Source organism: Amphritea balenae, from assembly GCF_003858655.1.
In the GTDB taxonomy this organism is placed as follows: Bacteria; Pseudomonadota; Gammaproteobacteria; order Pseudomonadales; family Balneatricaceae; genus Amphritea; species Amphritea balenae.
Window position 1 is genome coordinate 164,694 of the sequence record NZ_RQXV01000008.1, and the last position, 13,100, is coordinate 177,793.

10 protein-coding genes and 1 tRNA gene are annotated in these 13,100 nt (G+C 47.5%); 8 read left to right on the plus strand and 3 right to left on the minus strand.

Annotation, left to right across the window (positions count from 1 at the left end):
- Positions 1 to 35: 35 nt before the first annotated feature.
- The 4 genes from gatA to EHS89_RS14610 all read left to right on the plus strand — a co-directional run bounded on the left by gatA (position 36) and on the right by EHS89_RS14610 (position 4,583).
- Positions 36 to 1,484 carry an Asp-tRNA(Asn)/Glu-tRNA(Gln) amidotransferase subunit GatA gene (gene gatA, locus EHS89_RS14595; RefSeq protein ID WP_124926895.1) on the plus strand — a complete coding sequence of 483 codons (1,449 nt, stop codon included), beginning with the start codon at positions 36 to 38 and terminating at the stop codon, positions 1,482 to 1,484.
- 61 nt (positions 1,485 to 1,545) lie between these two features.
- Positions 1,546 to 3,003 (plus strand): Asp-tRNA(Asn)/Glu-tRNA(Gln) amidotransferase subunit GatB, encoded by a 1,458-nt coding sequence (gene gatB, locus EHS89_RS14600; protein WP_124926896.1) that lies wholly within the window; start codon positions 1,546 to 1,548, stop codon positions 3,001 to 3,003.
- A gap of 151 nt (positions 3,004 to 3,154) precedes the next feature.
- Positions 3,155 to 3,625, plus strand: coding sequence for a peptide-methionine (S)-S-oxide reductase MsrA (msrA, locus tag EHS89_RS14605; RefSeq protein WP_124926897.1), 471 nt, complete (start codon positions 3,155 to 3,157; stop codon positions 3,623 to 3,625).
- Positions 3,626 to 3,674: 49 nt separating this feature from the next.
- Positions 3,675 to 4,583: a glycosyltransferase family 2 protein gene (locus EHS89_RS14610; protein ID WP_124926898.1), complete on the plus strand. Its 909-nt coding sequence runs from the start codon at positions 3,675 to 3,677 to the stop codon at positions 4,581 to 4,583.
- Positions 4,584 to 4,741: 158 nt separating this feature from the next.
- On the opposite strand, the gene EHS89_RS14615 is transcribed toward EHS89_RS14610, so the two are convergent.
- The gene (locus EHS89_RS14615) at positions 4,742 to 6,772 is read right to left on the minus strand and encodes an NADPH-dependent 2,4-dienoyl-CoA reductase (RefSeq protein ID WP_124926899.1); all 2,031 of its coding nucleotides are present in this window, start codon (positions 6,770 to 6,772) and stop codon (positions 4,742 to 4,744) included.
- A 127-nt stretch (positions 6,773 to 6,899) separates the two neighbouring features.
- Positions 6,900 to 7,754: a crotonase/enoyl-CoA hydratase family protein gene (locus tag EHS89_RS14620; RefSeq protein ID WP_124926900.1), complete on the minus strand. Its 855-nt coding sequence runs from the start codon at positions 7,752 to 7,754 to the stop codon at positions 6,900 to 6,902.
- 98 nt (positions 7,755 to 7,852) lie between these two features.
- Between EHS89_RS14620 and EHS89_RS14625 the strand changes: the two genes are divergently transcribed.
- A complete protein-coding gene (locus EHS89_RS14625; protein ID WP_124926901.1) occupies positions 7,853 to 8,476 on the plus strand; it encodes a TetR/AcrR family transcriptional regulator in 624 nt (207 codons plus the stop codon).
- 619 nt (positions 8,477 to 9,095) lie between these two features.
- On the opposite strand, the gene EHS89_RS14630 is transcribed toward EHS89_RS14625, so the two are convergent.
- Positions 9,096 to 9,172 (minus strand) — tRNA-Met (locus tag EHS89_RS14630).
- Between the two features lie 883 nt (positions 9,173 to 10,055).
- On the opposite strand from EHS89_RS14630, the gene EHS89_RS14635 reads away from it, so the two are divergent.
- From EHS89_RS14635 to EHS89_RS14645, 3 genes are all read left to right on the plus strand, one after another.
- A complete protein-coding gene (locus EHS89_RS14635; protein ID WP_124926902.1) occupies positions 10,056 to 11,108 on the plus strand; it encodes a Glu/Leu/Phe/Val dehydrogenase dimerization domain-containing protein in 1,053 nt (350 codons plus the stop codon).
- Positions 11,109 to 11,209: 101 nt separating this feature from the next.
- On the plus strand, positions 11,210 to 12,622 hold the full coding sequence (locus EHS89_RS14640; RefSeq protein WP_124926903.1) for a sodium-dependent transporter: 1,413 nt from the start codon (positions 11,210 to 11,212) through the stop codon (positions 12,620 to 12,622).
- Between the two features lie 133 nt (positions 12,623 to 12,755).
- Positions 12,756 to 13,055: a hypothetical protein gene (locus EHS89_RS14645; RefSeq protein ID WP_124926904.1), complete on the plus strand. Its 300-nt coding sequence runs from the start codon at positions 12,756 to 12,758 to the stop codon at positions 13,053 to 13,055.
- The last annotated feature ends 45 nt before the right edge of the window (positions 13,056 to 13,100 follow it).

Below are 13,100 nucleotides of genomic sequence, written 5' to 3' on the forward strand. Positions count from 1 at the left end.
AACATCAATACCCGTTTTGAGGAATTTTTACCGCTATGTTTGAAAAAACACTTGCCGAACTGGCTCAGGGGTTAGAAACCGGTGAATACAGCAGTGTCGAGCTAACTAACAGCTACCTGCAACGTATCAAAGCTGAAGACCCAAAAATTAACAGCTATATCAGCATTACAGAAGAGCTGGCACTAAGCCAGGCTGAAGCTGCCGATAAGGCTCGCACCAATGGTGAAGCCGGTACCTTTACCGGTTTACCTATTGCCCATAAAGATATCTTTTGCACCCAGGGCGTTCGCACCAGCTGCGGCTCTAAAATGCTGGACAACTTTATTTCGCCTTACAACGCAACAGTGATTGAAAACTTCAATCAGGCCGGCGCGGTTACTCTGGGCAAAACTAATATGGATGAGTTTGCGATGGGCTCATCCAATGAATCCAGTTACTACGGGCCTTCCCGCAACCCCTGGAACACTGATTGTGTTCCGGGCGGCTCATCCGGCGGCTCAGCTGCGGCAGTGGCCGGTCGGCTGGCGCCTGCAGCAACAGGCACCGATACCGGCGGTTCGATTCGCCAGCCTGCAGCGCTGTGTGGCATCACTGGCATTAAGCCTACCTATGGCCGGGTATCACGTTACGGCATGATCGCATTTGCATCCTCACTGGATCAGGGCGGCCCCATGACCCGTACAGCTGAAGACGCAGCCATGATGCTCAATGTGATGGCGGGATTCGATGCCAAAGACTCGACCAGCCTGGATCAGGCAGTGCCGGATTACACCCTGACGCTGAATGAATCCCTTAAAGGGCTGAAAATTGGTCTGCCAAAAGAGTTTTTCTCTGATCAGATCGATCCGCAGATTGCGGCACAAGTACAAAATGCGATCAAAGAATACGAAGCACTGGGTGCAACGGTAAAAGAGATCAGCCTGCCTAATACACATTTGGCTATTCCAGCGTATTACATCATCGCACCGGCAGAAGCCTCTTCAAACCTGTCCCGCTTTGACGGCGTACGCTACGGCTACCGTTGTGATGAGCCGGTTGATCTGGAAGACCTGTACAAGCGCAGTCGTGGTGAAGGCTTTGGCGAGGAAGTTAAACGCCGCATCATGGTGGGCACCTACGCACTGTCTGAAGGTTTCTACGATGCTTATTACAAAAAGGCCTTACAAATTCGCCGCCTGATTCAGCAGGACTATGTCAATGCGCTGAAAGAGGTCGATATTATTATGGGGCCAACCACGCCACACCCGGCATTTAAACTGGGTGAGAAAACATCCGATCCTGTTGCTATGTATATGGAAGATATTTTCACTATCTCCCTCAACCTTGCCGGTATGCCAGGGATGTCTGTGCCTTGTGGTTTCGCCAACGGCCTCCCAGTAGGGCTGCAGCTGATCGGCAATTACTTTGCTGAAGCACGACTGCTGAATGCAGCGCACCAGTTCCAACAGGCAACTGACTGGCATAAACAGGCACCTGCTCAATAATAGTAGTAGATACAGAATTCAACGCTGGGGTCAGTGGCCGCAGCAATAAGAGGTTATAAAAATGGAATGGGAAGCAGTCATCGGGCTTGAGATTCACGCCCAACTGGCGACTAAGTCCAAAATATTTTCGGGTGCCAGCACGGCCTTCGGCGCTGAGCCGAATACTCAGGCTTGCGCTGTAGATCTGGCCTTACCCGGCACACTGCCAGTATTCAACGCTGAAGCGTTGCGCATGGCCGTCATGTTTGGTGTTGCCATTGATGCAGAGATCGGTCACCGATCAGTGTTTGACCGGAAAAACTATTTCTACCCGGATCTCCCGAAGGGTTACCAAACCAGCCAGCTGTTTCACCCGATCGTCGGCATAGGCCACGTTGATCTTGAGCTGGAAGGTGGTATCACTAAGCGCGTTGGTGTTACCCGCGCTCATCTGGAGGAAGACGCCGGTAAGTCTCTGCACGACGAATTTCCGGGCATGACAGGTATCGACCTCAACCGGGCCGGTACACCACTGCTGGAAATCGTATCCGAACCCGATATGCGCAGCGCTGAAGAAGCGGTGGCCTATGTCAAAAAGATTCATTCGATCGTTACTAACCTTGGTATCTGCGACGGCAACATGGCCGAAGGCTCTTTCCGCTGCGACTGCAATGTCTCCGTTCGCTACAAAGGTGAGGAAAAACTGGGCAACCGTACCGAGACCAAGAACATCAACTCGTTCCGCTTTATTGAAAAAGCGATAAATGGCGAAATTGCACGCCAGATTGATATTCTCGAAGATGGCGGTTACATCACCCAGGAAACCCGCCTGTATGATGCCAACAAAGATGAAACCCGCTCGATGCGAAGCAAGGAAGAAGCCAACGATTATCGTTACTTCCCTTGCCCTGACCTGCTGCCAATCGTCATTGATGAGGCATATGTAGACCAGTTAAAGCAGTCTTTACCTGAGCTACCTGATGCACGTAAAGCACGCTTCATCGAAGAGTTCAAACTGAGCGACTACGACGCCATGGTACTATCGACTTATCGCGACCTGGCAGGTTACTTTGAAACCGCAGCCAATTCTGCGGGCGATGCTAAACTGGCGGCCAACTGGGTAATGGGCGAACTGTCTAAACACCTTAACCAAAACGATACCGCCATCACCGACTCTCCCGTTTCAGCAGAAATGCTGGGCGGTTTGTTGCAGCGCATTACTGACAACACCATTACCGGAAAACTGGCCAAGCAAGTATTTGAAGCGATGTGGGCCGGTGAAGGTAGTGCTGATGAAGTGATTGAAGCCAAAGGTTTGAAACAGGTAACCGATAGCGGCGCAATTGAAGCGATGGTTGATGGTGTCATTGCCGCTAATCAACCCCAGGTTGACCAGTATGTAAATGCTGAACCTGATAAGCGCGGCAAAATGGTTGGTTTCTTCATGGGCAAAGTCATGCAAGCATCTCAGGGCAAAGCTAACCCTGGACAAGTGCAGGGCATGCTGAAGAAAAAGCTGGATGCACTGGCTAATAGCTGAATAGAGCCCTTAGCAAAAAAACCGGCTTTTGCCGGTTTTTTTTATGAAAAATATTTATCGCCTCTAAAAAAGTTTATATTAAAAAGTGATCCAATTTCCCGGTAAAAACGACTAACCTTAGATAATCAGTTTTGCTTACAGGAGTTACATTATGCCAAACGCAACCTTTGCAGCAGGATGCTTCTGGGGAGTAGAAACCCGCTTCTCCAACATGCCTGGCGTAACAGCTACCGCGGTAGGCTACATGGGCGGCCATATACCGGAGCCCAGTTACGAGGATGTTTGTAGCAAAACCTCCGGCCATGCCGAAGTAGTACAACTGGAATACGATGATCAGGTTGTCAGCTACGACGCATTACTGGATTTTTTCTGGCAAATGCACGATCCAACCACTTTGAATCGACAGGGCCCAGACATTGGTGATCAGTATCGTTCAGCAATTTTTTATCATGATGAGAATCAGCGCATCATGGCCGAGCAAAGCCTGGCAATTCTGGATAAGAGTGGTATTTTCGGCAACCCCATCGTCACCCGTATAACACCGGCAACACAGTTCTGGCGAGCGGAAGAGTACCACCAGCAATACCATGATAAAAATGGTCCGGGCGGTTGTGCTATCTGATATAAACCACCCCACTATATTAAATTTTCATTAATCCAGAAGCGATACTATGGATAAAATTGGCATTATCTCAACAGTAAGAGCACCTCTTTCGCAATTAAAAATGTTTGTAAACTATCATCTTAATTTAGGAATAGATAAGATCATCCTATTTTTTGATGACCCCAAAGATGAAGGTATTGACTTTTACTCTGATAATAAAAAAATTATTACAATTCCATGCTCAGACCTATATTGGTCAAAAATCTCTAGCACAAAAACAAAACCTGAAACAGTTGTGCAACGACAAATAGCAAATTTAAACCATATAGGCTTACAAATATTAAAAGGAGAAAATTGCAAATGGGTAATACATATAGATTGTGACGAACTACTAAGACCACTAGATAACATCAAGACGATACTAAAAAGATCAAAGGAAGACGTTCTAGTTTTTGATTTATTAGAAGCCTACCCAACTAAAGAAAATTATTCTAATATCTTCTCCCCCACTATATTTAAAAGATTATCCTCAAATAAAAAGATAAATATTGCCAAGCTATTACTTTGCAGCAATGCCATCTACAATGATGAATACTTCAGAGGCCATACCCGTTCAAAAACAGCTGTACGAATCAGCCCCAAGGTAAAAAGATATAAAATACACCGCCATAAAGGACATGAGCGCTTGATAGTCCGTCATACTAAAGATATCCAACTACTGCATTATGATTGTGTCGGTATTAATGACTGGAAAGTTAAATGGGACCGACGAATTGACGGAACTGGAAAATCAACAACTATAAGAAAAAACAGAAAACAACAGCTAAATGAGTACATTAATGCCAAAGAAAAAAATACTCTATCCAGTCTATACAAAAGAATGCACAGACTTAGAAAGAGCGAATATTTACAGCTATTTTCTTTAAGAATGATCACTCAGGTCAAGCTAAATAAAGAACTATTCAAGAATACTTAAAGCCAAGAAACCTACTAACTAGCCCCTCGGGGCTTAAGGAAAAACCTCAAAGAAAATACTAAATACCCGTAAGGTTTATTCTTAGGTTTCCTGAACAAATCTATTGACGAATTAACTACTCGCAATGAATTTATTGCGAGCAGTTAAAGAATCATTAATCAGATCTCAGCGGCCAATCTGGTACCCTGGTTAATAGCCCGTTTCGCATCCAGCTCACTGGCTACATCAGCTCCGCCTATCAGATGCACAGGCTTACCCTGCATCCCCTCAGCCAACTCACGTAAAGGATCCTGCCCGGCACAGATAACAATGTTATCCACAGCCAGTAAACGCTCCTCACCAGCGACAGATAGATGTAAGCCCCGATCATCGATCTTGTGATATTCACAACCGGGAATCATCTCCACCTGCTTATTCTGCAGTCCTAAACGATGCGCCCAGCCAGTCGTTTTACCTAACTTAGCCCCCACTTTAGATGCCTTGCGCTGCAACAGGAATACTTCACGAGGCGACGCCTCATGAACCGGCTTAACACCCTCAACACCGCCGCGGGACTGCATTGTCATATCGATCCCCCACTCAGCCATAAAGGCGGGAATATCCTGACTGGTCGAGACTCCCTGATGGGTCAGATACTCACTAATATCAAAACCGATACCTCCGGCACCAATTACTGCCACCTTACGCCCGACTTCCGCACCCGACATTACATCCAGATAATTCAGCACTTTCGGATGCCCTATACCTTCAATATCCGGTGTTCGGGGGGCTATACCGGTCGCAATAACCACCTCATCAAAATCACTGGCATTGAGATCAGAAGCAGTAACCCGCGTATTCAGTTCTAATTTAACGCCGGTTAGCTCTATCTGTTTACCGAAATAACGCAGCGTTTCATAAAACTCTTCTTTGCCTGGTATACGTTTTGCGATATTAAACTGCCCGCCTATTTCATCCGCAGCATCAAAAAGAGTCACATCATGACCACGCTGAGCAGCCGTTGTCGCAAAGGCAAGTCCGGCAGGCCCGGCACCCACAACTGCCAGCTTCTTAACACTAGTCGTCGTAATTATATTTAATTCAGTCTCATGACAAGCACGGGGATTCACCAAACAACTGGTCAGTTTACCGGCAAAAATATGATCCAGACACGCCTGATTACAACCAATACAGGTATTGATCTCATCGGCCCTGTTTTCCACAGCTTTCTGTACAAATTCTGCATCGGCCAAAAAAGGCCGCGCCATAGAGACCATATCGGCATCGCCCCGGGCCAGTACCTGCTCGGCAACATCCGGCATGTTAATCCGATTCGATGTAATCACCGGTACCGATAACGCTTCGCGTACTTTAGCGGTTGCCCAGGTAAAGGCTGCTCGCGGCACTTTAGTGGCAATGGTTGGGATCCGCGCTTCATGCCAACCGATACCCGTATTGATAATAGTTGCCCCAGCCAGCTCTATTGCCTGACCTAACTTAACAACCTCTTCATAACTACTGCCGCCTTCGACCAGATCCAGCATCGATAACCGGTAGATAATAATAAAATCATTTCCCACCCGTTGACGCACTCGCTTCACAACGTCGATGGCAAGACGAATTCGGTTTTCGTACTCTCCACCCCAGCTGTCATCCCGATGATTGGTTCGCTTAACAATGAACTGATTAATAAAGTAACCTTCAGAGCCCATCACTTCTACACCATCGTAGCCGGCCTCTTTGGCCATCTCAGCACAACAGGCAAAATCCTCAATCTGTTGTTCTATCTCAGCTTCGCTCACTTCATGGGGAGGAAATGGATTGATCGGTGCCTGCAAAGCAGAAGGTGCAATAAGCTTAGGATTATAAGCATAACGACCGGTGTGCAAGATCTGCATACAGATCTTGCCACCCTCACGATGTACCGCTTCAGTAACCGTGCGGTGATTAGTAATATCTTCAGGGGTTCGCATCAGTGCTGCATGAGCATGTACAGCGCCTTCCTGATTGGGCCCGATACCTCCAGTGACAATCAATGCAACACCACCACGGGCTCGCTCAGCATAAAATTCAGCCATTCGCTGAAAGCCGTTAGGTGCTTCTTCCAGCCCAAGATGCATTGAGCCCATCAAAACCCGGTTTTTAAGGGTAGTAAAACCCAGATCCAAAGGTTTAAGCAGATGCGGGTATTGAGAATGTTCAGTTGTCATTGGTTTCACTCTTTAAATTTTTATTGTTCTAACAGGCTCATATTAGCTACAGTCAATCGCCCCCTTCTTCAGCGGCTCTTTCATGACTGACTACTAGCTAATTGTTTCTTGTATGTATTTCTTACCTCTATTTCTTAAGAGGCTCCAGCATAGCAGGTACTTTAGCCCTTAACGCTTCGTACTCGGGCGGCTTTCCTGACATTTTGGCAGTAAACGTCTGCACCATATCGGTGGGTTGAAACATACCTGACTGCCAGGTGGCCATATAATTAAGGCTGTCAGACACACTATGATCCCGAGCGTAGTTCATCATTTCTTTACAACCGGTCACGGCCAACGGTGATTGCTTGGCAATCTGTTGAGCGATAGCCATCACCTCTTCTATCATGACATTAATATCAGGAAAAACCCGGTTAACCAAACCCGAATTGAGCGCCTCATCCGCCGACATCTTTCGGGCAGTGTAAGCCAGTTCACGTGCTAACCCCTGGGGTATCAGTTGCGGTAGCCGTTGTAGCGTTCCAAGATCAGCAGTCATACCCAATTCAGTTTCTTTCACTGTGAAATAGGCATCCTCCGTGCAATATCGGCTATCACTGGCACAGACCAGATCCAGTGCACCACCAATGCAGCCCCCCTGAATCGCGGTCAGAACAGGTATCCTGATCTGTTCCATCACCATAAAGCACTGCTGTAATTGCAATACCAGACGTCGCATAGCCTCACCCCGACGCCCAGGCTCACCCTGAAACATATCGGGATCCGGTTGAGTAAAGACTTCCAGATCCATACCCGCACTGAAATGCTTGCCCGTTGAAGAGATTACCAATGCTCTCGCTTCGCCTGTTTCATCGATCGCCTTTATTGCCGCAGGAAACTCTCGCCAAAACGCCCGATTCATCGCATTACTTACCTGCGGTCGATTCAGTTTAAGATGCGCTACCGCGCCTTCCATCTCTATAGTAAATGTTGAAAACTCCATTCTGCAGCTCCGATCCTGATCATTATTCACCCAACTAGACAGCGTCAAGATAAAACGATATTTTGACACTGTCAAGATTCATTGCTATTTTCCCGCTTATGAGCAAAGCATCAGACAGATCTAAAAAAACCAATGGCGACAATTACCATCATGGCAATCTATACGGATCGCTACTTCAGTGCGCCACCGAAATAATCAGAGATGGGGGGGTTGAAGCCCTCTCGATGCGTAAACTGGCTGATCGGGTCGGTGTATCCCGCACGGCACCTTATCATCATTTCAAAGATAAGAATGAGCTACTCTGCGCGATCGCCGAACAGGGCTTTCAACGCCAGGAAATGTTGTTATTACAGTTAAAAGAAAGTGACCAACAGGATCTGAGTCAACAGTTTGCCGATTACGTGCACACCTACATCCAGCTAGCCCATGAAAACCGTGAACAATATGACCTGATGTTTGGCAGAGAGATCTGGCGAAATAGTGAACCCACAGCCTCACTTCAGAAGCTCTCACGACAGCATTTTCAGCACTGGTTAAACTGGATCGATAAACTACAACAAAAAAGCATACTCAGATCTACTGACAGCGCACTGCGTACAGCACAAGTAACCTGGGCTACCCTGCATGGCATCTGTAGGTTATTAAACGATGGCGTCTATACCGAAGAAAGTAACGTGCAAGAAATTGGCGAAGCCGCTGTACAGATGATGCTAAGCAATTAATAAGGAGCTAACTTAACAATCGCCTTTCCCACAAACTGATTTTATACACAGCTAACAAAATCAGATAAAACCAATGGCTTTCCCGAGCCTTAGAAAAGTCGAGCCCGACGTCTTATTTCCGCACCAACTACGTAGAGAACTGCCGCTCTGAATTGCCAGATTTAATCAAAACAGCCTGTTGGCTGTATTGCCCCTTCGAGCTTCGTCGCTTCGCGCCTCGTTGGTGATTACTACGCAATCGCTGCAATGACGGCATTCCCGAGCGGTTATAAAGAGCCGAGCCCGACGCATTTTTTAAGTCATTGCCAAATTTCAGGCACAAAAAAGGCATATCTTTCGATACACCTTTAATTATTACGTTGGTCGCGGGACCTGATCTGTATTGACGACCTTCCCGAGCGTCTATGATGAGCCGAGCCCGACGTTTTTCTTGCACCTTATTTCAGGCAAAAAAAAGCTAACCTTTCGGTTAACTTCATCTTTATACGTTGGTAGCGGGGGCCAGGCTTGAAATTACGACCTTCCCGAGCGGTTATAAAGAGCCGAGCCCGACGCATTCTTGCTCAAATTTCAGGCACAAAAAAAGGCATGTCTTTCGACACACCTTTAATTATTACGTTGGTAGCGGGGGCCAGATTTGAACTGACGACCTTCGGGTTATGAGCCCGACGAGCTACCAGGCTGCTCCACCCCGCATCAACGTGGGACGCATAGTACAGATCACCCCTTACCTTGGCAAGCGGTTTTCAACATATTCTAAAATAAGTTCTATATCGCTCTGAAAAGCGATTAAAATCTATCTCTTTTATATGCTGACTGCCCCTCACAAAATCGAGATACCTTGAGCTGACAACTACAACATAGGCCTTAATTTTGACTCAGTAACTCAGCCCACTGAATCCATACCCGCTATACCGAAGAAAAATAATTATTCATGATTCTGCCCCTCCACTCAGAAAGAATCCCTAAAGCCTGTAACCCCCCAACAAACATCAACGCCTTTATTATTCATAAACATAGGGGATTATACCTACACTGTCAGTGCGGAATTTAACACTACAAAAGAAAACACATACAAACCTATTCACCTTTGATACTCAAAAAACCCAGCCTTTCATCTGTTGACTTGATCTAAGCCTCTCGCTAATGTAACCGCCAGCCTACCCCATAAGGGTACGCACAGATTTTAAAGACTACCGGTTTACCCACCGGAACAATAAAAACAAGATTAATGCCTGACTGCGATCCAGTTGTGGCAAAAGGTAAACTCTATGACATATCGTCAATCCATCCGGCGCACACTGCTGTGCCAATCAGCACTATCCGATAGTCCATTATTGATCGCCCGATACAGAACCTTTGTACCGACAGGCACCTGACTCTCTATTTTCTGTTCCTGATTATCTGATCGCTCTGAACCAGGGAAACCTGTTGATATTCAGGACCTGGCGCTAGCTGTAAATAAAATTCAGCGCCTGATCAGACGACTAAGAGCCAGAAAAACACTCTCCAATTGATGAAAACTCGCTATAGCTGAGTATTCAGGAAGTAAAGCCATTCTGATTTAGGAACCACCGTTATGTCCGTTTTTAGCCATTCTGAATTTGATAACCATGAACAACTGATGTTCTGTCACGATGAAGCGACCGGCCTTAAAGCGATTATCGCTATCCATAACACCAATCGGGGCCCTGCACTGGGCGGCTGCCGTATGTGGCACTATGCCAGTGATGAAGAAGCACTCAATGATGTGCTGCGCTTATCCAAAGGGATGACCTACAAGTCAGCATTGGCAAACCTTGATCTGGGTGGTGGCAAGTCCGTTATTATCGGCGATCCGCGCAAACATAAGACCGAAGACCTGCTGGCGGCCATGGGTCGTTTTCTCGAGCGTACCGGCAACCAGTATATCGCCGCTGAAGACTCCGGCACTTCCGTACCAGACCTGAAGGTAATGGGACGCGAAACAGCTAACGTAGCCGGTATCACTGAACGTACCGGTATCGATGGCCTGCCATGTAATGGCGATCCATCCCCGGCCACTGCTTACGGCACATTTATCGGCCTGAAAACTGCGGTTCAGTATCAATTGGATCGCACAGACCTAAAAGGTCTTAAAGTTGCGATTCAGGGTGTTGGCAATGTTGGCTACCGACTGGCCGAACACCTGCATGAAGCCGGCGCAGAACTCTTTGTTACAGATATCCATGAGGAACAGGTGCAACGAGCTGTGAAAGAGCTGGGCGCCACTGCGGTTACCCAGAACGAAATCCTGTCACTGGATGTCGATGTTATCGCTCCTTGTGCGCTTGGCGCCGTATTGAACGATGAAAGCATCCCCCTGATCAAAGCAACCGTTATCGCTGGCGCTTCTAACAATCAACTTGCTTCTCAACGTCATGACCTGATGCTCCGTGAACGCGGTATTCTCTATGCACCAGACTATGTTCTAAACGCTGGCGGCATTATCGACATTTTCTATGAGCGGGTTGGCCACGAACATACAAAAGTTCGCGCCCATATCGAAACCATCGCCGACACCCTGACTGAAATATTCCGCCGAGCCGACGAGCAGGATCGCCCTACCGGTGAAATTGCCAACGAACTGGCAGAAGAACGTTTCATGAAATAGCACTCAAAACAGCTCCTGGCTGCTTGCCCGTCAGTCAAATAACTGACGGGCCTTTTTATTCCCACACTCTCTAAGCATAAAAATAAAATCTGGAGAAAATAATGACTGAACTGGTTCAGAACCCGGCGCAGGGCGCCACATCTGATAACGCCCGAAAAGATCACCCAATGTGGTCCTCTCGCATGGCTTTTATACTGGCGGCCAGCGGCTCAGCGGTAGGCCTGGGTAATATCTGGAAATTCCCTTATATTACCGGCGAAAATGGTGGCGGCGCCTTTGTACTGGTCTACCTGCTCTGTATCGCGCTTATCGGTATTCCGATTATGATTGCTGAAGTTATGATCGGACGCAGCGGCGGTCAAAGTCCGCTTAACAGTATGCGTAAACTATCCCAACGTGATGGATTATCTAAGCGCTGGGTATGGATCGGCGGCATGGGTATGATCGCCTCCTTCCTGATCCTGTCTTTCTACTCTGTCATCGGTGGCTGGGCCTTATCCTATGTCGGTAACTCCGCCGGCGGTCTGTTTGTCGGCGCCAGCTCTGACGCTATTGGTACGATGTTTGGCAATCTGCTCGCCGATCCTTATACCCTGCTTCTATGGCACTCGGTATTCATGGTTCTGGTGATCATGATCGTTGCCCGCGGCCTAAGCTCAGGTATGGAAAAAGCAATCAATATCCTGATGCCAATCATGTTTGCTCTGCTACTGATTATGGTGGGCTACGCGATGAGCACCGATAACTTTGCAGATGGTTTTACCTTCCTGTTTCAGCCAGACTTCTCCAAGCTAACCACCGAAGGTGTTCTGACTGCACTGGGCCATGCCTTCTTCACCTTGAGCCTGGGTATGGGTGTGATGATGGCATATGGCTCTTATCTGCCGAAGAAGGTGTCTATCGTAAAAACGGCTGTCACCGTCTCAATTGTTGATACCGTTGTTGCCCTGCTAGCCGGATTGGCAATTTTCCCATTGGTATTCGCTAACGGCTTAGAAGCTGGTGCAGGTCCAGGCCTGATCTTCCAAACCCTACCACTGGCCTTTGGTCAGATGAGCGGCGGTGTACTGTTCGGCACTCTGTTCTTCGTATTACTGGTCGTTGCAGCAGTCACCTCAGCGATCTCTCTGCTTGAACCTGTTGTCGAATGGTTTGAAGAGCAAAAAGGCATTAATCGCCTGACCGGTACTCTAATTGGCGGAGCCTGCATCTGGGGCTTAGGTATTCTGACTATTCTGTCGCTGAATGTATGGTCCGATGTTCATCCATTAGGCATGTTTGAACGATTCGAAGGGAAGACCTTCTTTGACCTGTTCGACTATGTCACTGCCAACCTGATGATGCCATTAGGCGGCTTAGCGATCGCTATCTTTGTCGGCTGGTTTATGTCTAAGCCTGCCGCACAGAGCGATCTGGATATGGGTAACGGCCTGACTTACAAACTGTTTATGTTTGTACTACGCTACATCACTCCAGCCGCCGTTCTGGTCGTGTTTATCTATAACCTACTGTAACGAGCCTAACTCAAGACAAAGTTATTAGAGAAGGCTATAAAAAAATGCTCTGATAACAAGCCCCGCAACTGCGGGGCTTTTTATTTTCTATAGCTATAATGTCTGAAACTGACTAACCGAAAGGAATACCAGCATGGACGCTGCCGCGGCACTGAAACCGGAATATATCGTTGGGCTTTCAATTCTGGCCACTGTCGCTTTGGTCGCGATGTGGGCAGTATTCTGGCTTGCTGTCGCCCGCGCCAAAGAAAGCATTATGGATATCCTCACCAGTCCTGCTTTCTTCAAAACAGTAACGGTCATCGGTGTAATAGCAGCCACGGTCGTGCTCAGCCTGGCCGGACGCCTCGAAGGTAATATTACCGGCGCTATCTTAAGTGGCATCGCAGGATATGTACTGGGACAGTTGTCGGGAACAAAAGCAGATAAATAATCCTACCCGCTAACAGAACATGCACATCGTAGTAACACTATTCGA

What these genes read in the sequence shown, in the direction of transcription:
- gatA (WP_124926895.1), top strand. Translation starts at nt 36, where the DNA reads ATGTTTGAAAAAACACTTGCCGAACTGGCTCAGGGGTTAGAAACCGGT.
- gatB (WP_124926896.1), top strand. Translation starts at nt 1,546, where the DNA reads ATGGAATGGGAAGCAGTCATCGGGCTTGAGATTCACGCCCAACTGGCG.
- msrA (WP_124926897.1), top strand. Translation starts at nt 3,155, where the DNA reads ATGCCAAACGCAACCTTTGCAGCAGGATGCTTCTGGGGAGTAGAAACC.
- EHS89_RS14610 (WP_124926898.1), top strand. Translation starts at nt 3,675, where the DNA reads ATGGATAAAATTGGCATTATCTCAACAGTAAGAGCACCTCTTTCGCAA.
- EHS89_RS14615 (WP_124926899.1), bottom strand. Translation starts at nt 6,772, where the DNA reads ATGACAACTGAACATTCTCAATACCCGCATCTGCTTAAACCTTTGGAT.
- EHS89_RS14620 (WP_124926900.1), bottom strand. Translation starts at nt 7,754, where the DNA reads ATGGAGTTTTCAACATTTACTATAGAGATGGAAGGCGCGGTAGCGCAT.
- EHS89_RS14625 (WP_124926901.1), top strand. Translation starts at nt 7,853, where the DNA reads ATGAGCAAAGCATCAGACAGATCTAAAAAAACCAATGGCGACAATTAC.
- EHS89_RS14635 (WP_124926902.1), top strand. Translation starts at nt 10,056, where the DNA reads ATGTCCGTTTTTAGCCATTCTGAATTTGATAACCATGAACAACTGATG.
- EHS89_RS14640 (WP_124926903.1), top strand. Translation starts at nt 11,210, where the DNA reads ATGACTGAACTGGTTCAGAACCCGGCGCAGGGCGCCACATCTGATAAC.
- EHS89_RS14645 (WP_124926904.1), top strand. Translation starts at nt 12,756, where the DNA reads ATGGACGCTGCCGCGGCACTGAAACCGGAATATATCGTTGGGCTTTCA.